Source organism: Nannocystis pusilla (genome assembly GCF_020073745.1).
GTDB lineage: Bacteria > Myxococcota_A > Polyangia > Nannocystales > Nannocystaceae > Nannocystis > Nannocystis radixulma.
Genome location: NZ_JAIRAU010000031.1, coordinates 96,753 through 121,467, shown reverse-complemented (window position 1 = coordinate 121,467; position 24,715 = coordinate 96,753). Strand labels below are relative to the sequence as shown.

16 protein-coding genes are annotated in these 24,715 nt (G+C 71.6%); 13 read left to right on the top strand and 3 right to left on the bottom strand.

Going from position 1 to position 24,715, the window contains the following annotated elements:
- Positions 1 to 101 precede the first annotated feature (101 nt).
- Together murG and K7C98_RS24605 are read right to left on the bottom strand one after the other, a co-directional pair.
- Complete coding sequence (gene murG, locus K7C98_RS24610; RefSeq protein ID WP_224194196.1) at positions 102 to 1,334, bottom strand: undecaprenyldiphospho-muramoylpentapeptide beta-N-acetylglucosaminyltransferase; 1,233 nt, start codon at positions 1,332 to 1,334, stop codon at positions 102 to 104.
- A 20-nt stretch (positions 1,335 to 1,354) separates the two neighbouring features.
- Positions 1,355 to 1,834 carry an Rrf2 family transcriptional regulator gene (locus tag K7C98_RS24605; protein ID WP_224194195.1) on the bottom strand — a complete coding sequence of 160 codons (480 nt, stop codon included), beginning with the start codon at positions 1,832 to 1,834 and terminating at the stop codon, positions 1,355 to 1,357.
- Between the two features lie 86 nt (positions 1,835 to 1,920).
- Between K7C98_RS24605 and K7C98_RS24600 the strand changes: the two genes are divergently transcribed.
- The 4 genes from K7C98_RS24600 (at position 1,921) to K7C98_RS24585 (ending at position 7,340) form a co-directional block, all read left to right on the top strand.
- Positions 1,921 to 2,298: a group I truncated hemoglobin gene (locus K7C98_RS24600; protein WP_224194194.1), complete on the top strand. Its 378-nt coding sequence runs from the start codon at positions 1,921 to 1,923 to the stop codon at positions 2,296 to 2,298.
- 8 nt (positions 2,299 to 2,306) lie between these two features.
- On the top strand, positions 2,307 to 3,308 hold the full coding sequence (locus K7C98_RS24595) for an FAD-binding oxidoreductase (RefSeq protein ID WP_224194193.1): 1,002 nt from the start codon (positions 2,307 to 2,309) through the stop codon (positions 3,306 to 3,308).
- A 385-nt stretch (positions 3,309 to 3,693) separates the two neighbouring features.
- Positions 3,694 to 6,117 (top strand): sensor histidine kinase, encoded by a 2,424-nt coding sequence (locus tag K7C98_RS44980; RefSeq protein WP_224194192.1) that lies wholly within the window; start codon positions 3,694 to 3,696, stop codon positions 6,115 to 6,117.
- A 62-nt stretch (positions 6,118 to 6,179) separates the two neighbouring features.
- The gene (locus K7C98_RS24585; RefSeq protein ID WP_224194191.1) at positions 6,180 to 7,340 is read left to right on the top strand and encodes an alpha/beta fold hydrolase; all 1,161 of its coding nucleotides are present in this window, start codon (positions 6,180 to 6,182) and stop codon (positions 7,338 to 7,340) included.
- 28 nt (positions 7,341 to 7,368) lie between these two features.
- Here K7C98_RS24585 and K7C98_RS24580 read toward each other — a convergent pair whose 3' ends face one another.
- On the bottom strand, positions 7,369 to 8,475 hold the full coding sequence (locus tag K7C98_RS24580) for a hypothetical protein (protein ID WP_224194190.1): 1,107 nt from the start codon (positions 8,473 to 8,475) through the stop codon (positions 7,369 to 7,371).
- A gap of 204 nt (positions 8,476 to 8,679) precedes the next feature.
- Between K7C98_RS24580 and K7C98_RS24575 the strand changes: the two genes are divergently transcribed.
- The 9 genes from K7C98_RS24575 to K7C98_RS24535 all read left to right on the top strand — a co-directional run bounded on the left by K7C98_RS24575 (position 8,680) and on the right by K7C98_RS24535 (position 24,634).
- Complete coding sequence (locus K7C98_RS24575; RefSeq protein WP_224194189.1) at positions 8,680 to 9,300, top strand: RNA polymerase sigma factor; 621 nt, start codon at positions 8,680 to 8,682, stop codon at positions 9,298 to 9,300.
- 43 nt (positions 9,301 to 9,343) lie between these two features.
- Entirely contained in the window at positions 9,344 to 12,781 is a 3,438-nt protein-coding gene (locus tag K7C98_RS24570) for a serine/threonine-protein kinase (RefSeq protein WP_224194188.1), read from the top strand.
- Between the two features lie 655 nt (positions 12,782 to 13,436).
- Positions 13,437 to 14,027 (top strand): hypothetical protein, encoded by a 591-nt coding sequence (locus tag K7C98_RS24565; protein WP_224194187.1) that lies wholly within the window; start codon positions 13,437 to 13,439, stop codon positions 14,025 to 14,027.
- 451 nt (positions 14,028 to 14,478) lie between these two features.
- Positions 14,479 to 15,702 (top strand): IS110 family transposase, encoded by a 1,224-nt coding sequence (locus K7C98_RS24560; RefSeq protein WP_224190887.1) that lies wholly within the window; start codon positions 14,479 to 14,481, stop codon positions 15,700 to 15,702.
- A gap of 413 nt (positions 15,703 to 16,115) precedes the next feature.
- The gene (locus K7C98_RS24555) at positions 16,116 to 17,339 is read left to right on the top strand and encodes an IS110 family transposase (RefSeq protein WP_224190887.1); all 1,224 of its coding nucleotides are present in this window, start codon (positions 16,116 to 16,118) and stop codon (positions 17,337 to 17,339) included.
- Between the two features lie 413 nt (positions 17,340 to 17,752).
- A complete protein-coding gene (locus K7C98_RS24550; protein ID WP_224190887.1) occupies positions 17,753 to 18,976 on the top strand; it encodes an IS110 family transposase in 1,224 nt (407 codons plus the stop codon).
- A 238-nt stretch (positions 18,977 to 19,214) separates the two neighbouring features.
- Positions 19,215 to 20,333, top strand: coding sequence for an efflux RND transporter periplasmic adaptor subunit (locus K7C98_RS24545; RefSeq protein WP_224194186.1), 1,119 nt, complete (start codon positions 19,215 to 19,217; stop codon positions 20,331 to 20,333).
- A gap of 6 nt (positions 20,334 to 20,339) precedes the next feature.
- Complete coding sequence (locus K7C98_RS24540; protein ID WP_224194185.1) at positions 20,340 to 23,381, top strand: efflux RND transporter permease subunit; 3,042 nt, start codon at positions 20,340 to 20,342, stop codon at positions 23,379 to 23,381.
- Positions 23,378 to 24,634 carry a TolC family protein gene (locus K7C98_RS24535; protein ID WP_224194184.1) on the top strand — a complete coding sequence of 419 codons (1,257 nt, stop codon included), beginning with the start codon at positions 23,378 to 23,380 and terminating at the stop codon, positions 24,632 to 24,634. The genes K7C98_RS24540 and K7C98_RS24535 overlap by 4 nt, the downstream gene beginning before the upstream one ends.
- The last annotated feature ends 81 nt before the right edge of the window (positions 24,635 to 24,715 follow it).

The following is a 24,715-nucleotide window of genomic DNA, read 5'->3' as shown; positions in this document are numbered from 1 at the left end:
GCTTTCAGGCTCCGCAGGCGAGAGTTTGGGCACTCACCGCGACGCGCTCGCGGCGGCGACGATCGTGCGCGCCGCGATGCACACAGCGCCGCGGGCGACGGCTACCGCCACGCGCTCACGGCGTCGACGATCGTGCGCGCCGCCTCGGGGCGGGCCGCGGTGCGCATGGCGGCGGACATGGTGGCGAGGCGGTCGGGGGCCTGCAACAGACCGGCGAGCGCGTCGGCCAGCGCCGCGGGCGACCACTCCGACTCGCGCAGGAGCAGCGCCCCGCCGGCGTCGACCAGCGCGCGGGCGTTCCACTCCTGGTGGTTGTCGGTGGCGTGCGGGAACGGCACCAGCACGGCAGGCTTGCCGACCGCGGTGAGCTCCGCCAACGAGGTGGCGCCGGCGCGGCACAGCACGAGGTCGCACCAGGCGTACGGCGCGGCCATGTCCTTGAGGAAGGCGGCCACGCGCGCGCGCGGCTCGCCGAGGCCGAGCGCGGCGTAGCCCTGCTGGACCCGCTCCTCGTCGCCCTTGCCGGTCTGGTGCCAGATCTCGAGGTCGGGCAGCCGCTGGAGCAGCGCCGGCAGGGCCGCGAGCACGGCGTCGTTGATCGCGCGGGCCCCCTGCGAGCCGCCGAACACGAACAGGCGCGGGCCGTGCGGCGCGACCGCCGAAGAAGAAGTGGTTTCGCCGGCGGCGACCAGCTGGCCGAGGATCTGGCGCCGGATCGGGTTGCCGGCCAGCACGACCTTGCGCGCGGGGAACCGACTGCGGACGTCGGGGAAGGTGCAGAACACCTTGCGCACCAGGCGAGACAGGATCCGGTTGGTGATCCCGGGGATGCTGTTCTGCTCGAGGATCGCCGTCGGGATCCGCAGCATCGACGCTGTAGCGACCACCGGCCCGGAGGCGTAGCCGCCGACGCCGAGGACGACGTCGGGCCGCAGGCGCCGCAGCAGGCGCAGGCTCTGCCACCAGGCCCGCGGCAGGCGCAGCAGTCCGCGCAGGAGGCCCGCGACGCCGCGACCCTTGATGCCGGCGACGTCGATCAGCTCGAGCGGGTAGCCCTGCTCGGGCACCGCGCGGGCCTCGATGCCGCGGGCGGTGCCGACGAAGTGGACCTCGCCGCCGCGGGCCCGGATCTCCTCGGCGAGCGCGATCCCGGGGAACAGGTGACCGCCCGTGCCGCCGCCGGCGATCACCACGCGCAGACTGGCGTGCGTCGTCGCGGTCGCCCCCGCGTGGGCCGCCGGGCCCGGGGCGGGGGCCGCCACCGCCTCGCCCTCGCGCAGCAGGATCCGCGGCAGGACGGGGACGGCGGGCGTGTCGGCGAGGATGCGCGTCATGACGCCCGGATATAGACCCATCATTCCGAAGAGGCCAATTGGCGGCGCGTGGCGCCGGCGGTGCGCGTCCAGATCTTGACCAGCTTGCCGACCCTGGCCGGGTCCTGCACGAGGTCGGCCAGGCGCTGGCCGTCGAGGGCCTCGAGGAAGCGCTCGCGGGCCTGGGCCAGCGCGCGCACGAGGCCGCACGCCGGCACGATCGGGCAGGTGTTGTGATCCCCGTCGAAGCACTCGACCACGTGGAAGTGCGGCTCGGTGGCGCGGACCACCTCACCCACCGTCACCTTCGCGGGGTCGCGCGCCAGCCGCAACCCGCCGCCGCGCCCGCGCGCCGACTCGACGTAGCCGAGGCGCGCCAGCTGATGCGCGACTTTGACCAGGTGGTGGTTCGAGATCCCGTAGGCGGCGCTGACCTCCGCGACCGGCACGAGGCGGTCCGGGTGCACCGCCAAATAAAGGAGGGTGCGCAGCGCGTAGTCGGTGAACTGTGTGAGTTGCATTGCGAAGGCTGGCCTCGTGGACAGAAAATATGTATTAAGCATACAACTTTTGTCCCGGCGAGGCCGGGAGGGAGCAGGAGACGACGATGACGAGCCTTTACGATGAACTCGGCGGTGCGGTGGCCATCGATGCCGCGGTCGACATCTTCTACCGCAAGGTCATGGCCGACGAGAAGCTCGCGCCCTTCTTCGACGACGTCGACATGGAGCGGCAGGCGGCCAAGCAGAAGGCGTTCCTCACCATGGTGACCGGCGGGCCGGCGAACTACAGCGGCAAGGACATGCGCCGCGCGCACGCCCACCTGGTGGCCGAGGGCATCGACGACAGCCACTTCGACGCGGTGGTCGGTCACCTCGCCGGCACGCTCAAGGAGCTCGGCGTCGACGACGCGAAGATCGCCCGCGTCGGTGCGGTCGCCGAGTCGGTCCGCAACGACGTGCTCGGGCGCAACCCCGCGAGCTGAGGTGCGTCATGCCGGGCCGGATCCGTCGTGGGTCGCTCGACCTGGTCCTTGAGCCAGGTGAGACCGTGCTCGAGGGCCTGCTGCGCGGCGGCGCGGCGGTCCCGTCGTCGTGCCGCGCCGGCGCCTGCCAGGCCTGCATGCAGCGGGCCGCGGCCGGCGACCCCGGCGCGGCGTCCCAGCAGGGCCTGCACCCGGCGCTGCGCGAGCAGGGCTGGTTCCTGGCCTGCGTGTCCCGGCCGACCGGCGACCTGACGATCGCCGACGGCGAGCCGCCGGCGATCGGCGCCGCGATCACCGAGGTCACCCCGATCGGCCCGGCGATCGTGCGCGTCCGCCTCGAGCCCGACGAGGCGCTGTCCTATCGGCCAGGTCAGTACGTGCAGCTGATCCAGGACGACCAGATCCGCGCCTACTCGCTGGCCAGCTCGCCGGTCGACGGCCCGCGCCTCGACCTCCACGTCCGCGTCCACCGGCACGGCCGCGTCAGCCGCTGGCTCGCCGGGGCCGCCCCCGGCGCGCGCGTGCGCCTGCGCGGGCCGGCCGGCTCCTGCTTCTACACCGAGGGCCGGCCGGAGCAGCCGCTCCTGATGGTCGGCACCGGCACCGGCCTCGCTCCGCTCTACGCGATCGCCCGCGACGCCCGCCGCCGTGGCCACACCGGCCCGATCTCGCTGGTCCACGGCGCCCGCGATCCCGACGGCTTCTACCTCGTCGACGAGCTCAAGCGCATGGTCGCCGAGGCAGGTGTGTTCCGATATGTGCGCTGCGCCATGACCGGGGAGATCGGTGGCGAGATCGAGGTCGGCGATCTGGCGGCAGTGACGCTGCGGCTGTTCCCCAACCTCAAGGGCTGGCGGGTGTTCCTGTGCGGCAGCCCCGACTGGGTCAACGCGCTGAAGAAGCAGTGCTTCCTGCGCGGCGCGGGCCTCAAGGACATCAGCACTGACGCGTTCCTGACCGCGCCGACGCCGGCACCGCCGCGCGCGGCGGTCACGGCGTCGGGCCGCTGAGCTCGAGCCGCGTCGGGTCCGCGACCGCGCGCGCGTCGTCGCGCCCCGGCGGCCGGCGAGCCCGACTGTCCCGAGGCGCGGCGCGTCCTCGCGGGCTCGGAGCGCCCGGCGCACGGGGAGATATGTCCGCGAGGACATGCGCGAAAGAAAATGTTTTAAAAAACATGTCCTTTTGACCATCATGTGACACCGAGCGGCCTGTCCGCACTCGCCGCACAGCGCGCAGGGGCGTCTACAGGCGCGGGACCATCGTCGGCCGACGAATGTGCGTAGGAGCGTTCGCTCCTCGGGCCGGCTCTGACGGCGCCACCAGTGAGGGGAGCGGGGCTCCGCGCTCGGCGCGCCGGCGCGGGCGGCCGGGGATTCGTGGTAGACAGGGCCCCGCGTGTCGGCACGACCGCCCCTGCTGCTACGACAGCACGTCTGGCGCGCCTTTCTGCGGGTCGCGCTGCTGCCGTTGTTGCTCGTCGAGATCGCGCTGATCGCCGTGTACCTGCTGGCGAACGTCGCGGCGACGCAGGAGAACCTGGCGGCGGTGCGCGAGATCGCCGACGCCGAGCTGGCGCGGATCGCCGCCCACAAGGCGACGATCGTCGACGGGCAGCTCGCGGGCGTGCGGCAGATGACGGCGCTGTACGCCCGCCAGACCCAGGAGGCGCTGGCGCGCCCGCACGAGCTGACGCCCGAGCAGCGCGCGACCTACAAGACCTCGCCGCAGGGCGTGTTCTACAGCGAGCCGGGCGCGCCCGGCAGCTCGGTCTACTACAGCGCGGCGACCACGATCGGCCCGGCCGAGCGCGACAAGGTCGAGCGCACGGCCCAGCTCGATCCGCTGATGCGCGACATCCTCGCCAGCAATTCGCTGATCGTGCAGCTGTACTTCAACACGTTCGACTCGATGAACCGGATCTTGCCGGCGGTCGACAGCCTGGCGCAGTACGGCACGGCGATGGACATCCCGTCGTACAACTTCTATTACGAGGCCGACGCGAAGCACAACCCGCGGCGCGAGGCGGTGTGGACCGACGCCTACGTCGACCCGGCGGGGCAGGGCTGGATGGTGTCGTGCATCGCCCCGGTGTACCGCGGCGATTTCCTCGAGGGCGTGGTCGGCCTCGACATCACCACGGCCACGATCATCGCCGAGGCGCTCGACCTGCAGCTGCCGTGGAGCGGCTACGGGGCGCTGCTCGGCAAGGACGGCACGCTGCTGGCGCTGCCGCCGGCCGGTGAGGCCGACTGGGGCGTGCGCGAGCTGACCGAGCACTCGTACACCGAGCACATCCTCCACGACACGTTCAAGCCCGACGACTTCAACCTGTGGAAGCGCGCCGACCTGACCGAGCTGGCCGCCAAGATCGCGGCGGCGCCCCACGGCGTCGCGCCGATCGACCTCAAGGGCCCCAAGCTGGTCGCCTGGGCCACCGCGGCGCAGACCGGCTGGACCCTGCTGATCGTCGTGCCCGAGCACGACATTTACGCCCAGGTCACCAGCCTCGGCAATCGCCTGTTTCGCATCGGCGGCTGGATGGTGTTCGGCCTCGTCGCATTCTATTGCGTGTTCCTGTGGTTCGTCGCCCGCCGGGCCCGCCAGATCTCGGCCGAGGTCGTCACCCCGCTGCTCGCCATCGACGGCCTCGTGCGCCGGATCGGCGCCGGCGAGTACGTCGTCGACCCGCCGCCGATCGTGATCGCCGAGCTCGACGCCAGCGCCCACGGCGTGGCGGCGATGGGCCGCCAGCTCGGGGCCGCGTATCACGAGGCCGAGGTCGCGCGTGACAGCGCCCAGCGGGCCTCGCAGCTCAAGTCGGAGTTCCTGGCGACCATGAGCCACGAGCTGCGCACGCCGCTCAACATCGTCATCGGCATGAACGAGCTGCTGCGCGAGGAGGTGATCGATCAGGAGCAGCGCCGCTGCACCGAGGCGATCGACAGCGCCGGCCGCGACTTGCTACGGATCGTCGAGGACATCCTCGACCTGTCGCGCATCGAGGCCGGGCAGATCGAGCTGGCGGTGGCGCCCTACGACCCGGCGGCGCTGATCGAGTCGGTGGCGGTGCTGCTGACGCCGCAGGCGCGGGCGCGCGGGCTCCACCTCGCGGTCACCGTCGACCCGACGATCCCCGCGGCGGTCGCCGGCGACGAGGGCCGGGTGCGTCAGGTGCTGTTCAACCTGGTCGGCAACGCCATCAAGTTCACGCCGCGCGGCGACGTGGTGGTGCGCGCCCAGCTGGTCGAGTCGCGGCTGCGCGTCGAGGTCGAGGACACGGGGATCGGGATCCCCGAGCAGGCCCGCGAGCGCATGTTCCAGCTGTTCACCCAGGTCGACGGCTCCTACGCGCGCCGCCACGGCGGCACCGGCCTCGGCCTCAGCGTGTGCAAGAAGCTCGTCGACCTGATGGGCGGCGCGATCGGCTACGACAGCGAGGAGGGCGCGGGCTCGCTGTTCTGGTTCGAGCTGCCGCTGTCCGAAGCTGCGGCCGCGCCGGAGATCTTGCCGTTCTCGCACGTCCGCGCGCGCCTGGTCGGTGCGAGCTCACCGTCCCGCGACGCACTCATGTCTACATTGCAGCGACTGGGGGTCGTGGCCCTGCGCGCGCGCGATGTCGCGGGGTTGTCGGCCGCCGACGCCGACGTGTTCTTCATGGAACGCGACGTCGAGCCGCCGCTCGCGGCCGTGGCGGTCGCTCTCGGCGAGGGCTCGCCGCCGTGGGGCTTCGCCGCGGCGCTGGCCGAGCCGTTCACGCGCGAGGCCGTGCGCGCCGTGCTGTCGACAGTTGTCCGCACCCCGGCGCGACAGACGTCCTGAAATCATCATACGGCAATCGCCGTTGCGGGCGGCGCGGGGTTCGCCTATGTGTCGATGCGATCATGCGTCGCGCTGCGAATTATCAATCATGGCTGCTCGGGGCGGTCGCTGTGGCGACCCCCGGCTGTTTCCTCGAAGACCTGTTCGGCGGCGGGCCGCAGCCGCCGGTGCACGACACCGTCGAGCTGTCGACCGGCATCGAGATGGCCTACCACGAGCTCGGCGACCCCGACGGCGACGTGGTCATCTTCCTCCACGGGTACACCGACACCTCGCGCTCGTTCATGCCGACGGCCAAGGCGCTGCTCGACCTCGACGACGACTTCCACGTGTTCGTCCTCGACCAGCGCGGCCACGGCGGCTCGTCGATGCCGCCGGCGGCCGACTGCGCCGCGGCGCCCGAGGCGTGCTTCGAGCCGGCCGACATGGCCGCCGACGTGATCGCGTTCATGGACGCCAAGGGCATCGACCACGCGGCGATCGTCGGCCACTCGATGGGCAGCTTCGTCGCCCAGGAGCTGGGCCTGTCGCACCCGCAGCGGGTCGACAAGCTGGTGCTGATCGGCACCGCCACGGGCGTGGCCGGCAACGCGGTCCTGCAGGACTACATCCTCGCCGAGCCGGTCGAGGGCTCGTGGAAGGACGGGTTCGTCGCCCAGGGCCTCGACTTCCCGGAGGACGTGTACGCGCTCGACCCGCTCGACGCCGACGCCGACGCGCAGGCGTGGATCGAGGGCGCCTGGGTCGTCGACCCCGCGGCCGACCCAGATTTCCTGGCCGCCATCGCGCCCGAGACGGCGGCGACCCGCATGGGCACGTGGATCGGCGTGGCCCGGGCGCTGCTGCAGACCGACAACACCGCGCGCCTGCAGGACCTCGAGGTGCCGACGCTGATCCTGTGGGCCACCCAGGACGGCTTCTTCTACGACGACCCCCACCAGCAGGCGCTGCGCGCCGCGCTCGACGTGGCGGTCGACGCGTGCAAGCTCGAGTACTGGTTCAAGCAGTACGGCAAGCGCCCGCTCGGCCCCGACGGGGTGCAGATCGACGACATCGGCCACAACACGCAGTGGGCCACCCCGGACGAGGTGGCGCGCGACCTCAGGTCGTATCTCAACACCGGCAAGCCGACCCGCGATTGGTACTACTCGGCCGACGGCGACCCGCAGGACATCGTCACCGAGGAGGACGCGGCGCCGCTCATCCACGGCGAGTGCGATTGAGCGGCCTGCCCGCGGGTGGAGTGAGGGCTCAGGGCGACTGCGAACCGTCGCTCTGCGCCGGCGCGAGGCTGTAGAACGCGACGTCGCCGTACCGAGACGGATCGCCGCTGCACTCGGGCAGGCTCCTCCAGCCGGAGAGCAGTTCGACCGGGGGATCGTAGGCCGGGTTGCGGTGGGCGCCGAGCGGCCGCAGCGGGTCGGTCGTGAACTTGCACTGCGCCCCGCGGGCCTCGTCGCCGGTGTCCCGGTACACCGACTCGAGGATCCACTCGTACTCGCCGGCGGCGGACGGGCGCCGCGCCAGCGAGTCGAGCGTGTCGAACAACGGCGGGTCGTTGGCGACGTCGCGGATGCCGACCTCGGCGCCGAAGAAAGTCCTCGACTCCCCGGCGAAGACCGCCTGCCAGCCCTGCATCAACGAGCTGTAGCGGGCGTGCCCGTAGCCGCGGGCGCTGCCGGCCCGCGGGACGACGTTGAGCTCCGTGAGGCCCTTGGCCAGCGCGTGGCCGTCGCAAGCGATCGCGAACTCGCCGTCGTCGAGGGCGACCGAGCCCACGCCGGCGTCGGCGTCGGCGTGCGTCGCCGGGAGGAGCACGGCCAGGTTGGAACCGCCCTCGATCGTCGGGCAGATGCTCCACCACGACTCGCCGCCGATCCGCCCGAAGTCCTCGTGGTCGGGGCCGGGGTCGACGTCGGTGCGGATGTCGTAGCGCGTGATCGTGAAGGTCAGGTCCTCGTCCCCCTGCTCGGTCGTCGCGCCCGCGAACCATAGCTTGCGGCTCTTGGAGGTGTCCCCGCGGGTGACCGTCAGGTCGAAGCGCGCATTGACGATCGGGGCCGTCGCGCCGGTGGCCAGCGCCACGCTGGCCGCGCCGTGCGGGTCGACGATGATCGCGTCGATGGCCGTCTCCGTCGGGGCCATCACGCCGGCGGTCCAGCGCACGCGGACATGGCCGTCGGGGCTGATCGCGTCGACGCCGCGGCGCAGCGACTGGTTGGTGATGTCGAGGACCCCGAGGTACGGCGAGTTCACGCACGGGGTGCCGCAGCGGAAGAGGCTCGGCTCGTCGACGTCGCAGGCGGCGAGGAGCACGGAGAGCGAGGCAAACGAGAACAGAATGGATGTACGTATCATGGGAATGATCGGACCTGGAATGATCTGCCAGTGGTCGAGTTCGCACCCTACGAACCCTCACCGTTCCAGCTACCACGAACGGCGAGACGACGGCAATGCGGCGCCCGCGGGCCCGACCGAGAGTCGGGCCTCCCCTGGCCCGACGCGGCAGGGCCCTCGCGGCCCCTGTGACAGGGCGGACGGGCCGCGCTATAGTGGCGAATCGTGGCCTCGGAGAGCGACGACGACGAGCTGCTGGCGGCGTGGCGACGGGGCGAGCGCGCGGCGGGGCAGCGGCTGTTCGAGCGCTACTACGAGGTCGTCGCCCGCTTCTTCGTCAACAAGGTCGGCGACGCCGGGACGGAGCTGATCCAGAAGACCTTCCTGGCGTGCGTCGAGGGTATGCCGCGGTTCCGCGGCGACGGCAGCTTCCGCAGCTACCTGTTCGCGATCGCGTACCGCCAGCTGTGCCTCCATTACAAAACCCGGGCGAAGGCGCCGGTCGACCTCGCCAGCCAGTCGGTCGCGGGCCTCGACCCCTCGCTCGCCAGCGTCCTGGTCGAGCGCGAGGAGCAGCGGCTCCTGCTCGCGGCGCTGCGATCGATCGCGCTCGAGCTGCAGGTCGTGCTCGAGCTGCACTACTGGGAGCAGTGCCCGGTCGCCGAGATCGCGGCCGCGCTCGAGATCCCGCCGGGCACGGTGAAGTCGCGGCTCCGCCGCGGACGCGAGCAGCTGCGCGAGGCGATCGAGCGCCTGGCGGCCACCCCCGCGCTGGCGCTCAGCACCTTCCGGGGGCTCGAGAGCTGGGCCGCGGCGGTGCGCGCACGCGCGCGCGAGCGGCCGTGAATTTTTTCGTGATCCGGATCGGGCCGGCTCGAACCACGCCGGCATGCTCCACCAACTCGCCGAACTCGTGATGAAGATCGAAGACGCCGACGCGACGCACCCCAGCGGCTCCGCGAGCGTCGCGTCCCCGCCGCACGACACCCTGCTTTCGCCGGAGATGCGACCGGACGTGATCAGCGGGCCCGAGCACGTCCGGGCCAAGCGCTCGGTCGCGGCCGCGCTGTTCGGGGCCGACACCGAGCCGGTGCAGCTCGGCCGCTACCGCCTGCTCGAGCGCCTCGGCGCCGGCGGCATGGGCATCGTCTACGCGGCCCACGACGCGCGCCTCGACCGCAAGCTCGCGCTCAAGCTGTTGCGGCCGACGCGGCTCGGCAGCGCCGAGGCGGCGGCGCGGACCCTCCGCGAGGCGCGAGCGCTGGCCCGGCTGTCGCACCCCAACGTGGTCCACGTGTACGAGGTCGGCGAGCTCGAGGGCCGCGAGATCTTCGTGGCGATGGAGCACCTCGCGGGGCCGACCCTGCGCGCCTGGCTCGACGCCGAGCCGCGGCCGTGGCGAGCGGTGCTCGAGGTGTTCCGCCAGGCGGGCGAGGGCCTGGCGGCCGCGCACGCGCAGGGCATCGTCCATCGCGACTTCAAGCCGCACAACGCGATGTTCGGGGCCGAGGGCCGCGTCCGCGTGCTCGACTTCGGCCTGGCCCAGGTCGACGGCGCAGCCGAATCGGGCGAGGTCGACCTGGGCCAGGCCGAAGCCCGCGACCTCTCGCGCATGCTCACGACCACCGGCGCGGTGCTCGGCACGCCGGCGTACATGGCCCCCGAACAGCTGGCGGCCAGGAGAGGCGACGCGCGCACCGATCAGTTCAGCTTCTGCATCGCCCTCTACGAGGCGCTGTACGGGCATCGACCGTTCGCGGGCGAGACGCTGGCCGAGCTGACCGACTCGATCAGCTCGGAGCGGGTGAAGCCGCCGCCGCGATCGACCGGGGTGCCGGCGTGGGTCCGCACGGCGCTGCTGCGCGGGCTGCGGGCCGACCCCGAGCTGCGCTGGCCGTCGATGACGGCGCTGCTGGCCGCGCTGTCCGGCGACCCGGCGCGCCGGCGCCGGCGGCAGCTGTGGACCGGCGCGACCATGACGGGCGCGATCGTCCTCACCGGCGGCGCGTGGTGGGCCGGCGAGCACCTGCGGCGCGTCGACGCCGAGGCGCGTGCAGAGCTCGACCGCGAGGTCGTGAGCGCCCGCGCCGAGGTCGACCGACAGGCCGTGGCGAGTACCCTGGCGCACGCGCGCGGCCTCCTCGACGGCGACCCGGCCGGCGCGATCCGGGCGCTCGCGCAGCTCGACGCGATCCCGCCGGAGAGCGCCCTCGAGGCGCGCACCCTGGCCCTCGCGGCGCTGTCCCGCGGCCTCCCGGACGCGGCGCTCGTCGGTCCCGAGGCCGAGCTCCTGAGCGTCGCCACGGCCGCGGACAGCGGCACGATCGTCGCCCAGGACGCGGCCGGCGACGTCTGGCGCTGGACGGCCGACGATCGGCCGGGCGAGCGGATCGCCCGCCTCGGTCAGCGCGCCGGCGAGCTCGTCGTGGCCGCGAGCGGACAGGCGTGGGGCGCCGCGCAGGGCGACACGCTGATCGGCGCGCACGTCGAGGGCGACGGGTGGCAGATCTGGCGCGCCGCCGCGCCGGCCGACCCGCCCGATCGCGCTCGCCTGATGATCACCAGCGACGAGCGCTGGCTGATCCGCCACCACACGTGGCCGATCGTCGCGCTCGACCTGCGCAGCGGTCGACCGGTCGCGGACGCGTTCCCCGTGGTCGATGCCGGCGATCGGGCGGTCCAGGCGATCGTGTCGCCCGACGCGCGCTTCCTCGTCCGCGGCCGCGAGGGCGACGACGCCATCACCATCTGGGATCGCACCACCGGCGAGACCCGCAGCGTCCCCGCGCTCGGCGCCCTGCTCGGCCTCACCGGGGTCGTCGGCGACGGTCCCCACGTGCTCGGCGGGAGCAAGCGCGACGGCGTGCCCTTCGCGATCGCGTGGGACCTCGCCCGCGCGACCGCGCACGAGTGGCGCAGCGACGCCGTCGCCGCGGTCGACCTCGGCGGGCTCGTCGGGCTCACGCGCAGCACCGACGAGGGCCGGATCCTGTGCGTCGCGCAGCCGCTGGCCGCCGAATGTCAATGGCAGCAGCCGCTCGTCGATCCGTACGATCGCGTGCTCGCCGACTCACAGCATTATGCGATCGAGTCGGTGCGAGAGCAGCAACCCCGCCGTCCGCTCGAGCTCGGCGATCTCGCCACCGGAGCCGTCACGCGCCGCTTCGTCGCCGGCCCCGCGCGCGACGGCGGTCAGCTCGACCACGCGGGGCGCTACGTCGCCGCGCGAGGCGCCGCGATCGACGTGTGGCAGCGACGCGACCCGGCGCACACGATCGTCGACCTCCGCCGCGACCTCGCCGACACGCTCCATCACCACTCGCCGCACGGCAAATTCCTGGTCCGCCAGCACAAGCCGAGCGGCGCGCTCACGCGGATCGACACCCGCACCGGCGAGGCCCAGCCGCTCGCGCCGTGCCTCGCGCCGGGCGAGAAGATCGGGTGGATCTTGATCGACGAGGAGGGCCGGGCGCTCGTGCGGCACGACGACGGCCGCCTCGATCTGTACCTCGCCGGTTCGACCGAGCCGCGGGCGATCGCCGGCGTCGGCGAGCCGATCCGCTGGACCTACCTCTCGCCCGACGGCCGGGGCTTCGCCGCGCTCGCGGCCGGCGGCACCGCGTATGTGTGGGCCGATCCCGACGCGGCTCCGCGCACCTTCGACGCCGGGGCCAAGGGGTTCCGCTACCTGTTCTACGATCGCAGTGGTTCACGGATCGTCTCGCTGTCCTCGGACCGCGGCGTGCAGGTGTTCAGCGGCGGCGCGCTCACCTCGGTGCCCGTGCCCGCGGAGCCGCAGGAGGGGAGCGTGACGATGGTGCTGTCCGGCGACGGCCGCTGGCTGGCCGGGACGCGCCTCGGCACCGGGACGCTGGTCCTCCACGACCTCGAGGCCGGCACCACGCGCCAGCTCGACCTCGGCCTGAGCCTGCGCGCCGAGGGCTATCACGGCCTCGAGATCGCCCACGACGGCGCGCGGATCGCCGTCACCGAGGAGGAGCGGCTGTTCCTCGTCGATGTCGCGAGCGGCGCGGTGCAGAAGGTCGACGCCGGCGCGAACATCTGGTCGCTGCAATTCGAGCCCGCCGGCGAGCTGCTGTTCGCCGCCGTCGGTGACGCGGTGCAGGCCTGGGACCTCGCCCGCCTGACGGCCACGCCGCTGTGGAAGACCGCCGGCTTCGCGCGCCAGAGCCACCTCACCCCCGACGGCGAGCTGGTGACGCGCGAGCAGGGCGAGGTCCACCGCTTCGCCTTCGCGGCCGTCCCGCGCGAGCCGGAGGCGCTGCACGCCTGGCTGCGCGATCGCGCGGCTCGGCTCGGGCGCTGAGGCGTCGCAGGGCGGGCTCGCCGACTTCGTGTTCCCGTCCGACGGCTAGCGATTGGTACTACTCGGCCGACGGTGACCCGCAGGACATCCTCACCGAGGAGTACGCAGCGCGGCTCATCCACCGCGAGTGCGACTGAAGAGGTCCCGAGACCGGCCGCCGAGAATGCGAGACCCAGAGCCAGGTTGACCAACGCAAACCGGTTGAGCGGACGATCAACTTGGCGAGGGGGTGACCATCGGCGCAGCCGTGCTGGCGGCGGCTAAGAGATCCGCGGTTTGCAGCCCTCGCGCGAGGCGACACGCCGCATCTGATCCTTGCCGCAGGAGACTACACGTCGCCAACCGGGCGGGGCCAGGCGCGCGTGAGCTGAGGCGGCCGCCACACCCGTCCTCCGGCCTCGCGGCCCGGAACGGCGTCCGCACAGCGATGACAGGCATTGTGGTAGAAGTCCGAGCACGGTCTAAATCGCGTACGTCACAGTCACGCCATGGCATCCGTCACAGGCGAACGACCACGGATCAGGTACAACCTGATCCGTGCATCCACGTCGACAGGACCGGTCTCGGACGGCGGCTTCGCCGGAGGAGCGCGCGGCTCGGCAATGCACGAACTAAGATCTCGATGGCAGGCCCTCCGGGGATCGCACTATCGGGGATGACGAAAGTCGCAAGTGACAAAGAGGAGAAATACCACATGAGCAAGGCATATATCGTCCTGGCAGCGCTAGCGGTACTCGGAACGACCGGAGACGCGGTAGCTGCGGGAAAACTGAAGTGTTTCAGCGGGGAGCCGGCGACCTGCTCGATCAGCCAAAACACGGTCACACTCGACACGTCCGAGGGGGGCTTTGCGGGCGCCTTCATCACCAATGCCCGTAGCCTCTCGGGAACGTTGCTCAGCGGCGTCACGTTTTCGTTTCAGTATAACTGTGACCCGAGTGACAACACGACCGATTGCGTAGGTGGTGGCTCACCTCGCTGGAGCATCCCGATCAACACGGGCGGTAACAGCAAAGCCGAGGGCTTCGCATTCATCGACGCAGCCAATTGCGGGTCCACCGGAATCGTCAGCACCGAAAGTGACACGTGCCCCGTGTTCTTTGGCAGTGAAACTTACGACAACTGGGCCGACTTCGCAAGCGAGAACCCGACGTACAGGATCGCGAGTGAGCTCCCCTTCGTGATTACCGACACCACCGAACCGGGAACTACCCTGATCTTCGACATCACGATCGCCAAGGCATAGTCGGCAGCGAAGTGCGACTATGGCTGGGGAAATTTGACCTGCTCGGCGCCGTCCGCGACTGGACTACTCGGCCGGCGGAGACTTCCGGACGTCGTCGCGGCGACCCCCATCCGCTCGGCCGTCCCGAAGCCGCACGGCGAGGTCGCAGCGAGTGACATGCTTCTGAGTTTCCCACCGGCTGGCGCCGACCCGCGGGGATGAAACGGCCCTGGGCCCCCGTGGGGAGGTCTTGGCGGGTGTTGCGCGATTTCGCGCGAGGGAGTATTTTCGCCGCGAATGCCGGCGCAGAGGTCGTTCACGCACTGGTGCAGGGTGAGCCCGTTTCTGAGTTGGACCGGAGGGCCCGTGAGCACCCTTGGTTGCGAGCAGGAGGTCCTTGGACCTCCTGGAGCGCGTTTGAGAGACTTCGAGTTAGGGGCCCTCATGCCGGCGTTCTTCACGGAGGATCGCCATGGAAGTGATGTACGGGACTTGTGCGGGCATGGATGTCCACAAGGACAGCATCGTTGTCTGCGTGCGACGAATGAAGGGCAACAAGGTCGACAGGGAGGTCCGGACCTTCGGCACGATGACCTCGGAGCTGATTCGGCTGGGGGACTGGCTCGAGGACAGCGGCTGTACGGTCGCAGTCATCGAAGCGACCGGCGTGTACTGGAAGCCTGTCTGGCAACTCCTCGCGGGTCGTGTCGAACTGGTGCTGGCGAACGCGCACGAGGTTCGCAACGTGCCTGGTCGCAAGACCGACATGAACGACGCGATGTGGCTCGCGGACTTGATCGCGCACGGGCTTGTGCGTGCGAGCTTCGTGCCACCCGAGCCGATCGCGGATCTGCGGGATCTGACCCGGACGCGCAAGCAGCTCTCGCGCGAGGTCGTCGAGCATACACAGCGGATCCAGAAGGTGTTGGAGACCTGCAACATCAAGCTTGCCTCGGTCGCCTCCAACATTCTGGGCAAGAGCGGGCGGGCGATGCTCGAGGCGATGGTCGCGGGCGAGTCCGATCCCGTGAAGCTCGCCGGCCTCGCCCGCGGGACGCTGAAGGGCAAGCGCGGCAAGCTCATGGAGGCGCTCCGGGGTCGTGTGCGCGATCATCACCGCATGCTGATCTCGACGCACCTCCGGCTCATCGACTCGCTGCAGGCATCGATCGCCGAACTCGAGAAGCGGATCGAGGAAGAGCTCCGCCCTTTTGCTAAGGCCGTCGAGCTACTCCAGACGATCCCTGGAGTCGGACCGACGGCCGCGCAGACCATCATCGCCGAGGTCGGCGTCGATATGAGCCGCTTCCGCTCCGCAGGCCATCTGCGCTCGTGGGCAGGCCTGTGCCCCCGCATGGACGAGAGCGCCGGCAAGCGCCGCTCCAACCGTATGCGCAAGGGTAACGCGTGGCTCAAGACGATGCTCATCCAGAGCGCATGGTCCGGCATCCGCAAGGAAGGTTACCTCTGCGCGCTCTTTCACCGCGTCCGAGCGCGGCAGGGCAAAAAGAAGGCGATCGCCGCCGTCGCCGCCGCGATCCTCACTGCGGTCCACGGGATGCTCCGTGACGGTGAACCTTACCGCGACCTCGGCGCCGAACATTTCAACCGCCACGACCGCGAGCGCGCTGCGTCCCGCCTCGTTCGCCGCATCCGCGACCTCGGCTACGAGGTCGAGATGCGCCCGGCGGCCTGACGACCCCGCTCCGCAAAGCCTGGGCCGCGCGAGGAACAGACGTCCCGTGAACCCAGGCCCAGGCCGCGCGGAGAGGGCCGTTTCTTGAGAGCCGCACGGCGAGGTCGCAGCGAGTGACATGCTTCTGAGTTTCCCACCGGCTGGCGCCGACCCGCGGGGATGAAACGGCCCTGGGCCCCCGTGGGGAGGTCTTGGCGGGTGTTGCGCGATTTCGCGCGAGGGAGTATTTTCGCCGCGAATGCCGGCGCAGAGGTCGTTCACGCACTGGTGCAGGGTGAGCCCGTTTCTGAGTTGGACCGGAGGGCCCGTGAGCACCCTTGGTTGCGAGCAGGAGGTCCTTGGACCTCCTGGAGCGCGTTTGAGAGACTTCGAGTTAGGGGCCCTCATGCCGGCGTTCTTCACGGAGGATCGCCATGGAAGTGATGTACGGGACTTGTGCGGGCATGGATGTCCACAAGGACAGCATCGTTGTCTGCGTGCGACGAATGAAGGGCAACAAGGTCGACAGGGAGGTCCGGACCTTCGGCACGATGACCTCGGAGCTGATTCGGCTGGGGGACTGGCTCGAGGACAGCGGCTGTACGGTCGCAGTCATCGAAGCGACCGGCGTGTACTGGAAGCCTGTCTGGCAACTCCTCGCGGGTCGTGTCGAACTGGTGCTGGCGAACGCGCACGAGGTTCGCAACGTGCCTGGTCGCAAGACCGACATGAACGACGCGATGTGGCTCGCGGACTTGATCGCGCACGGGCTTGTGCGTGCGAGCTTCGTGCCACCCGAGCCGATCGCGGATCTGCGGGATCTGACCCGGACGCGCAAGCAGCTCTCGCGCGAGGTCGTCGAGCATACACAGCGGATCCAGAAGGTGTTGGAGACCTGCAACATCAAGCTTGCCTCGGTCGCCTCCAACATTCTGGGCAAGAGCGGGCGGGCGATGCTCGAGGCGATGGTCGCGGGCGAGTCCGATCCCGTGAAGCTCGCCGGCCTCGCCCGCGGGACGCTGAAGGGCAAGCGCGGCAAGCTCATGGAGGCGCTCCGGGGTCGTGTGCGCGATCATCACCGCATGCTGATCTCGACGCACCTCCGGCTCATCGACTCGCTGCAGGCATCGATCGCCGAACTCGAGAAGCGGATCGAGGAAGAGCTCCGCCCTTTTGCTAAGGCCGTCGAGCTACTCCAGACGATCCCTGGAGTCGGACCGACGGCCGCGCAGACCATCATCGCCGAGGTCGGCGTCGATATGAGCCGCTTCCGCTCCGCAGGCCATCTGCGCTCGTGGGCAGGCCTGTGCCCCCGCATGGACGAGAGCGCCGGCAAGCGCCGCTCCAACCGTATGCGCAAGGGTAACGCGTGGCTCAAGACGATGCTCATCCAGAGCGCATGGTCCGGCATCCGCAAGGAAGGTTACCTCTGCGCGCTCTTTCACCGCGTCCGAGCGCGGCAGGGCAAAAAGAAGGCGATCGCCGCCGTCGCCGCCGCGATCCTCACTGCGGTCCACGGGATGCTCCGTGACGGTGAACCTTACCGCGACCTCGGCGCCGAACATTTCAACCGCCACGACCGCGAGCGCGCTGCGTCCCGCCTCGTTCGCCGCATCCGCGACCTCGGCTACGAGGTCGAGATGCGCCCGGCGGCCTGACGACCCCGCTCCGCAAAGCCTGGGCCGCGCGAGGAACAGACGTCCCGTGAACCCAGGCCCAGGCCGCGCGGAGAGGGCCGTTTCTTGAGAGCCGCACGGCGAGGTCGCAGCGAGTGACATGCTTCTGAGTTTCCCACCGGCTGGCGCCGACCCGCGGGGATGAAACGGCCCTGGGCCCCCGTGGGGAGGTCTTGGCGGGTGTTGCGCGATTTCGCGCGAGGGAGTATTTTCGCCGCGAATGCCGGCGCAGAGGTCGTTCACGCACTGGTGCAGGGTGAGCCCGTTTCTGAGTTGGACCGGAGGGCCCGTGAGCACCCTTGGTTGCGAGCAGGAGGTCCTTGGACCTCCTGGAGCGCGTTTGAGAGACTTCGAGTTAGGGGCCCTCATGCCGGCGTTCTTCACGGAGGATCGCCATGGAAGTGATGTACGGGACTTGTGCGGGCATGGATGTCCACAAGGACAGCATCGTTGTCTGCGTGCGACGAATGAAGGGCAACAAGGTCGACAGGGAGGTCCGGACCTTCGGCACGATGACCTCGGAGCTGATTCGGCTGGGGGACTGGCTCGAGGACAGCGGCTGTACGGTCGCAGTCATCGAAGCGACCGGCGTGTACTGGAAGCCTGTCTGGCAACTCCTCGCGGGTCGTGTCGAACTGGTGCTGGCGAACGCGCACGAGGTTCGCAACGTGCCTGGTCGCAAGACCGACATGAACGACGCGATGTGGCTCGCGGACTTGATCGCGCACGGGCTTGTGCGTGCGAGCTTCGTGCCACCCGAGCCGATCGCGGATCTGCGGGATCTGACCCGGACGCGCAAGCAGCTCTCGCGCGAGGTCGTCGAGCATACACAGCGGATCCAGAAGGTGTTGGAGACCTGCAACATCAAGCTTGCCTCGGTCGCCTCCAACATTCTGGGCAAGAGCGGGCGGGCGATGCTCGAGGCGATGGTCGCGGGCGAGTCCGATCCCGTGAAGCTCGCCGGCCTCGCCCGCGGGACGCTGAAGGGCAAGCGCGGCAAGCTCATGGAGGCGCTCCGGGGTCGTGTGCGCGATCATCACCGCATGCTGATCTCGACGCACCTCCGGCTCATCGACTCGCTGCAGGCATCGATCGCCGAACTCGAGAAGCGGATCGAGGAAGAGCTCCGCCCTTTTGCTAAGGCCGTCGAGCTACTCCAGACGATCCCTGGAGTCGGACCGACGGCCGCGCAGACCATCATCGCCGAGGTCGGCGTCGATATGAGCCGCTTCCGCTCCGCAGGCCATCTGCGCTCGTGGGCAGGCCTGTGCCCCCGCATGGACGAGAGCGCCGGCAAGCGCCGCTCCAACCGTATGCGCAAGGGTAACGCGTGGCTCAAGACGATGCTCATCCAGAGCGCATGGTCCGGCATCCGCAAGGAAGGTTACCTCTGCGCGCTCTTTCACCGCGTCCGAGCGCGGCAGGGCAAAAAGAAGGCGATCGCCGCCGTCGCCGCCGCGATCCTCACTGCGGTCCACGGGATGCTCCGTGACGGTGAACCTTACCGCGACCTCGGCGCCGAACATTTCAACCGCCACGACCGCGAGCGCGCTGCGTCCCGCCTCGTTCGCCGCATCCGCGACCTCGGCTACGAGGTCGAGATGCGCCCGGCGGCCTGACGACCCCGCTCCGCAAAGCCTGGGCCGCGCGAGGAACAGACGTCCCGTGAACCCAGGCCCAGGCCGCGCGGAGAGGGCCGTTTCTTGAGAGAGCATGTCCTGATAGAGATGACATGGCTGCCTCGCTCGGCGCCGTCCGGGGGGCGAATATCCTCCAGTACGCCCGGGGGTCCGCCTTGCAAGGAAGTAACCCCGGATTAACGGTGTTTGACCGGGCGGGGTGTCATGGTCACGGTCGATGCGCTCGGCCTTCGGACCCTGGCTCGCGGCGGCCGTCACGGTGGGCTGCGCGGCCCCTGCGCCCCGCGAATCGGTGACGCTCGCGCCCGCGTACACGCCGACCGCGGACGGGCGCATGCGGGTGCGCGAGGACCTGTGGGAGCGCCTCGAGCTGGTCCGGGCGGAGCGCAGCGACGTGGAGGCGGAGATCGAGGGATTGGGGCGCCTCGAGTTCGCGCCGGACGCGGCCTATGCGGTGCGGGTGCCGTTCGACGCCTACGTCGAGGCGGTCCACGTCGCGGCGGGCTCGCACGTGCGGCCCGACGACGCGCTGGCGACCTTGCGCAGCGGCGAGGTCGCTCGCCTCCGCAGCGAGGTCCGCCGGCTGACGGCGACGCTGGCGGCGCGGCGCGACGCGGTCACGCGCTTCAACCAGCTCGTGGCGCAGGGGGCCGCCTCGCCGCGCGAGCTGGTCGAGGCCGAGGCCGAGCTGGCGGCCGGCGAGGCCGAGCTGCGCGGGGTGCGGGAGGGCCTGCGCGCGGTGCAGGCCGACCACCGCGGGGCCGACCGCTTCGTCCTGCGCGCCAGCGCGGCCGGGCAGGTGCTGCGGCGCACGCTCGACCCGGGCGAGCGCGTCAGCCCCGACGACGTCGAGCCCGCGTTCCTGATCGGCGACGCCGTGCGCCTGATCGCCACCGCGGCGTTCCCCGAGCGCGACGCGGCGGCGGTGCGCGAGGGGGCGGAGTGCACGTTCTTCGCCCCCGCGCTCGGCGCGGAGCGGTTCGCCGGCACGCTCGTGCAGGTCGTGCAGACGCTCGACCGCGCGACGCGGACGGCGGTCGCGGTGTGCCAGCCCGAGACGACCGAGCCGCGGCTGCGCGCCGAGATGGCCGTCCGCGTGCGCGCGGTGGCGCGAGGCGCCGACACGCTGGTGGTGCCGCGCAGCGCGGTGCTGCTGCGCCGCGACGCGATGGTCGTGTTCGTCGCGGCCGGCGACCACGTGCTCGAGCGCCGGGTCGTGTCGCTCGGGGCCAACCTCGGCGATCGGGTGCAGATCACCGGCGGCCTCGCGGAGGGCGACGAGGTCGTGGTCGAGAACGCGGTCCTGCTCGACAGCGAGCTCGATCGCCTGCTGTGAGGGCGGATGTTCGCTGCGCTGACCCGCCTCGCCGTCCGCCGCTGGCCGCTCGTCCTCGTCGGCGCGCTGCTGCTGGCGCTGTACGGCTGGGGGGCCCTGCGCGAGCTGCCGATCGAGGCGTTCCCCGACGTCACCGACCCGATGGTCGAGGTCGTCGGGATCTACCCCGGACAGGCGGCGGAGGAGGTCGAGCGCCGGGTGACGCTCGAGCTCGAGCGCGCCTTCGCGGGCACGCCGAAGCTGATCGACCTCCGCTCGGTGTCGGTGTTCGGGCTGTCGCTGGTGACGCTGACGTTCGAGGAGGGGACGTCGGACTTCGAGCTGCGGACGCTGGTCGCCGACCGCCTGCGCGGGGCGGAGCTGCCCGAAGGGGCAGAGGCGGAGATGGGGCCGCAGGCGACGCCGGTCGGCCAGATCTACCGCTACACGCTGCACGGCGACCGCAGCCTGCGCGAGCTGCGGGCGCTGCAGGACTTCGTGGTCGAGCGCCGGCTGCGGGCGGTGCAAGGAGTCGCCGACGTGGTCACGTTCGGCGGGTTCGAGCGCCAGTACCAGGTCCGCATCGACCCGGCGCGGCTCGCCAGCGCGGGCGTGTCGGTGGCCGAGGTGCACCACGCGCTGGCCCGCAGCAACGCCAACGCCGGCGGCGGCTACGTCGGCATCGGCGCGCAGGAGTTCGTGGTGCGCGGCCTCGGGGCGGTGACCTCGCCGGCCGACCTCGGGCTGGCGGTGGTGCGCGAGGAGAACGGCGTGCCGGTGCGCGTGCGCGACGTGGCGACGCTGGTCGAGGGCTCGACGCCGCGGCGCGGCAGCGTCGGCCGCGGGCCGATCGACGAGGTGGTCGAGGGCATCGTCCTGCTGCGCCGCGGCGAGAACCCGAGCGTGGTGCTGGAGGCGCTGCACGAGCGGGTCGAGCAGCTCAACGCGGAGATCCTGCCGCGCGGCGTCCGCATCGAGACGTTCTACGACCGCACCTGGCTGGTCGACGCGACGCTCGGCACCGTCGGCAAGAACCTGGCCGAGGGCGCGCTGCTGGTCCTGGCGGTCGTGTACCTGTTCCTTCGGACATGGCGCGGCGTGCTGATCGTCGGCGTGGTCGTGCCGCTGTCGATGCTGACCGCGTTCATCGGCCTGCGCTGGATGGGCCTGCCGGCCAACCTGATCTCGCTCGGGGCGATCGACTTCGGGATCCTGGTCGACGGCGCGATCGTGGTGGTCGAGGCGACGCTGCACGCGATCCACCACCAGCCGCAGCGCGACCGCGCGACGGTGATCGAGGAGGCGGCCGGCGGGGTGGCCCGCGCGGTCGCGCTGGCGCTGCTGATCATCATCGCCGCGCTCCTGCCGATCTTCACGCTCGAGCGGGTCGAGGGCCGGATCTTCGCGCCGATGGCCTACACCTACGGGTTCGCGCTGATCGGCGCGCTGCTGTCGGCGGCGCTGGTGGTGCCGGCGCTCGAGCGGGCGCTGTTGCGCGGCCGCGTCGACGCGGCGCCGCCGCGCTGGCTGGCGGCGCTCGGGCGCGCCTACGCGGCGCTGCTGGCCCGCCTGCTGCCGCTGCGCCGCGCCGCGTCGGCGTCGCTGCTCGCGCTCACCGTCGGCCTCGGGATCTACGCGCGCGACATCGGCAGCGAGTTCCTGCCCGAGCTCAACGAGGGCGGGTTCTACATCACCGCAGTGTTCCCCTCGACGATCGCGCTCGACGAGACGCGCCGCCACGTGACGGCGATGCGCGCGGCGATCCTCGAGCTGCCCGAGGCCACCGACGTGCTCACCCACATCGGCCGCCCGGAGGACGCGACCCAGGCGGAGGGGCCCAACAACGCCGAGTTCTTCGTCAACCTCGCGCCGGAGTCGAGCTGGCGCGACGGGACGTCGCGCCGCAGCCTCGAGGCCGAGCTGCGCGCGCGCTTCGGCGACCTCCCGGGGGTCGAGCTCAACTTCTCGCAGCCGATCACCGACCGCGTGTTCGAGACGATCTCGGGGATCATCGGCCAGGTGGTCGTGAAGGTCCGCGGCCAGGACCTGGCGGCGATGACCTCGGTCGCCGAGGGGCTGCGCGAGCGCCTGGCCGAGGTGCCGGGGGTCGCCGACCTGGCGCTCTACCAGGCCGGCAGCGTGCCGCAGCTGCGCATCGAGCTCGACCGCGAGGCGCTGGCCCGTCGCGGGCTGGCGGTCGAGGACGTGCAGACGACCATCCGCGTGGCGCTCGGCAGCGCGGTGGCCACCGAGGTGTGGGACGACGAGCGCCGCTACGGCGTGGCCCTGCGCCTGCCCGACGCGGTGCGGGCCGACCCGGAGGCGCTGCGCCGGCTGATGCTGGCGCGGCCCGAGGACGGGGTGACGCTCGGCGAGGTGGCGACGATCGCCATGGCGCCGGGGCGCGCGGCGATCTGGCGCGAGGACTTCACGCGCTTCGTGGCGGTCAAGTTCAACGTCCGCGGGCGCGACCTCGGCAGCACGGTGAAGGCGGCGCAGGCGGCGGTGGCCGAGCTGCCGCCGGCCGAGGGGATCCAGCTGGTGTGGAGCGGCGAGTTCAAGAATCAGGACCGGGCGATGCGCCGGCTCGCGCTGTCGCTGCCGGTCGCGCTGGCGGCGATCCTCGGGATCCTGTTCCTCAACTTCGGCCGGCTGCGCCCGACGCTCGTCATCGCCGCGTTCCTGCCGCTGGCCTGCCTCGGCGCGATCGCGGGGCTGCGCGCCGCCGGCGAGCTGTTCTCGGTCAGCAGCGCGGTCGGCTGCATCGCCTTGCTCGGGCAGGTCGTGCTGTCGGGGGTGGTGCTGTGCGGGGCGATCGATCACGCGGCCGGCGAACGCGCGGCGTCGGGATCGATCCGCGGCGCGCAGGCGGCCCTCCGCCCCGTGCTCCTCACCACCGCGCTGGCGCTGCTGGGCCTCGTGCCGGCGGCCCTCAGCCACGCGATGGGCAGCGAGACGCAGCGGCCGTTCGCGATCGCCATCGTGTCCGGGCTTTTGCTGACGACCCCGGTGATGCTCGCGTTGCTGCCGCTGCTGTACCGCGGCGACGAGCGGCGAGGTGGCGCGTGATCGGGTGGGCGCTGGCGCTGCTGCTGGCGGGGCCGCCGACGCTCGACGGGCCGCCGCGCGCCGCGACGAGCGCCGCGGAGCCCGGCTTCTCGCTCGACCAGGCGCTCGCGGCGATGCGCGAGGGCCACCCGCTGCGCGAATTCGCGGCGGCGCGCGCCGACTCGGCCGCGGCGACGCGGGTGGCGGCGCGCCTGTGGGAGAACCCGGTCGTCAACGTCGACTACTTCCTGGGCGTGCGCTCGACGTCGTACGACCGCGCCGGCGCGCTGGTGGCCGGCGTGGCGCAGTGGCTGCCGGTGACGGCGGCGCCGCGCGCCCGCGGGCAGGTGGCGTCGCACGAGGAGCGGGCGGTGGCCCGCGACAATCAGGGGCTGTTGCGGGCGCTCGAGCTCGAGGTGGAGCGGGCGATGCTCGGCCTCGCCGGCGCGCTGCGGGCCGCGGAGATCCACCACGACGCGCTCAGGGACCTGCAGGAGAGCGAGCGCATCGTCGGCGCCCGGGTGGCGGGCGGGGTGGCGCCGAAGTACGACGCGACGCGGATCGGGCTGGCCGTCGCCGCGGCCGAGGCGGCGTTCCGCGGCGCCGAGGCGGACGTGTCGGAGGCGCGCGGCCAGCTCGACGTCGCGGTGGGCCCGCTGGCGGAGCGGCTGCGCGGGCAGCCTCGCGTCGACGTGTTCGCCCCCGCCGAGGTGCCGCCGCTGGCGACGCTGCAGGCGCGGATGCTCGAAGGGCGCCCCGACCTCGCCGCGGCGAGCGAGCGCCTCGCGGCCGCGCGCGCGAGCGTCCGCGTGGCCCGCCGCGAGGTGTTCCCCGGCATCGGCCTGCGGGTCGCGGCGGGCTTCGGTCAGGGACCAGGGCAGGTCGACGTCGGCGCCGGCTTGACCGTGCCCCTGCCGATCCTGTCGCGCGGGCAGGGCTTCATCGACCGCGCGCGGGCCGAGGCGCGCGCGGCCGACAGCGTGGCCCGGGCGCTGGTGGTCGCCGCCGAGCAGCGCCTCCGCGCCGCGCACGAGGTCGCCCGCCGGCGCAACGAGACGTCGCAGCGCCACGTGGCGATGAGCCGCGACGCCGCGGAGGCGCTGCTGCACCAGGCGCAGGCGAACTATCAGAACGGCCGCCTCAGCGCGTTCGAGCTGGCCGACGCCAGCCTCAGCGTCCGCGAGATGCACCTCCGCGACCTCGAGCTGGCGCTGGCGGCCCGCCTCGCGGAGCTCGAGGTGCGCCGCGTGGTCGAGGTCGGCGGGGTCGAGTGAGGGCCGGGCAGGCCGTCATCGCATGCTCTTTTGCGCATGTCCTGAAGGTCATGGTGCACGCTCGGCAGGCTGCGCGATCGA

Coding starts and splice junctions, on each gene's coding strand:
- murG (WP_224194196.1), bottom strand. CDS start 1,334: ATGACGCGCATCCTCGCCGACACGCCCGCCGTCCCCGTCCTGCCGCGG.
- K7C98_RS24605 (WP_224194195.1), bottom strand. CDS start 1,834: ATGCAACTCACACAGTTCACCGACTACGCGCTGCGCACCCTCCTTTAT.
- K7C98_RS24600 (WP_224194194.1), top strand. CDS start 1,921: ATGACGAGCCTTTACGATGAACTCGGCGGTGCGGTGGCCATCGATGCC.
- K7C98_RS24595 (WP_224194193.1), top strand. CDS start 2,307: ATGCCGGGCCGGATCCGTCGTGGGTCGCTCGACCTGGTCCTTGAGCCA.
- K7C98_RS24585 (WP_224194191.1), top strand. CDS start 6,180: ATGCGTCGCGCTGCGAATTATCAATCATGGCTGCTCGGGGCGGTCGCT.
- K7C98_RS24580 (WP_224194190.1), bottom strand. CDS start 8,475: ATGATACGTACATCCATTCTGTTCTCGTTTGCCTCGCTCTCCGTGCTC.
- K7C98_RS24570 (WP_224194188.1), top strand. CDS start 9,344: ATGCTCCACCAACTCGCCGAACTCGTGATGAAGATCGAAGACGCCGAC.
- K7C98_RS24565 (WP_224194187.1), top strand. CDS start 13,437: ATGACGAAAGTCGCAAGTGACAAAGAGGAGAAATACCACATGAGCAAG.
- K7C98_RS24560 (WP_224190887.1), top strand. CDS start 14,479: ATGGAAGTGATGTACGGGACTTGTGCGGGCATGGATGTCCACAAGGAC.
- K7C98_RS24555 (WP_224190887.1), top strand. CDS start 16,116: ATGGAAGTGATGTACGGGACTTGTGCGGGCATGGATGTCCACAAGGAC.
- K7C98_RS24550 (WP_224190887.1), top strand. CDS start 17,753: ATGGAAGTGATGTACGGGACTTGTGCGGGCATGGATGTCCACAAGGAC.
- K7C98_RS24545 (WP_224194186.1), top strand. CDS start 19,215: ATGCGCTCGGCCTTCGGACCCTGGCTCGCGGCGGCCGTCACGGTGGGC.
- K7C98_RS24540 (WP_224194185.1), top strand. CDS start 20,340: ATGTTCGCTGCGCTGACCCGCCTCGCCGTCCGCCGCTGGCCGCTCGTC.